General features: G+C 50.4%; 1 protein-coding gene. It reads right to left on the bottom strand.

Annotated features, from left to right (window positions below; genetic code table 11):
- Nucleotides 1-698, bottom strand: a 698-nt coding sequence (locus AC1DCV_RS35745; protein ID WP_477027677.1) for an Ig-like domain-containing protein, incomplete at both ends; no start/stop codon positions are given.

The following is a 698-nucleotide window of genomic DNA, read 5'->3' as shown; positions in this document are numbered from 1 at the left end:
AGTGTGAGCACCGCATCCTTTCCTGCTGTGTTACGGATAGTGCCGGTAACTGCTGTGCCGAGTGTAATACCATCCATATCCATATCGCCCTGCTGCACGGTGTAGCTGTACAGTAAAGCATTGGTGCCGCTGCCGCTTACGAGTGTAGCGGATCTTGTAGTGGCGCCTATGATTACATCCAGCGATGAAGCACCGGTAACATTTATAGGTTCACTGAAGCGAACGGTGAAGGAGAGTACCTGGCCAAGTCTGTAAATGGCATTTGCAGGTACATCTACTGCTGTTACCACAGGAGCTGTTCCTGCAAAAATGAGGCTTAATGTATTGGAAGCGGTATTACTGTTATTGCCCACGTTCACGGCTACACTGGCGGGTACCTGGAGGGTTACTGCGCCATCTGTGGCAGGTGTTACGAGAACGGTGTAAGTGATATTATCTGTTGTCTGGAATGCACTTARRGTWGCGTTGGTAGTGGTAATGTCACCCAGCGTAAATCCAGTCACTGCTTCGGTGAAGGTGATGGTCGCTGTGAATGGYGCTATCACCGGCGAGGTAGCGGTAGTGGAAATGACTACACCCGGATTAGTGGTATTTACCAGTACCCCGGTAGTGTTGCCTACATTATTGAGTGTGAGCACCGCATCCTTTCCTGCTGTGTTACGGATAGTGCCGGTAACTGCTGTGCCGAGTGTAATACC

The organism is Chitinophaga sp. 10T418 (genome assembly GCF_056394125.1).
This window is presented reverse-complemented; position numbering and strand designations above follow the sequence as displayed.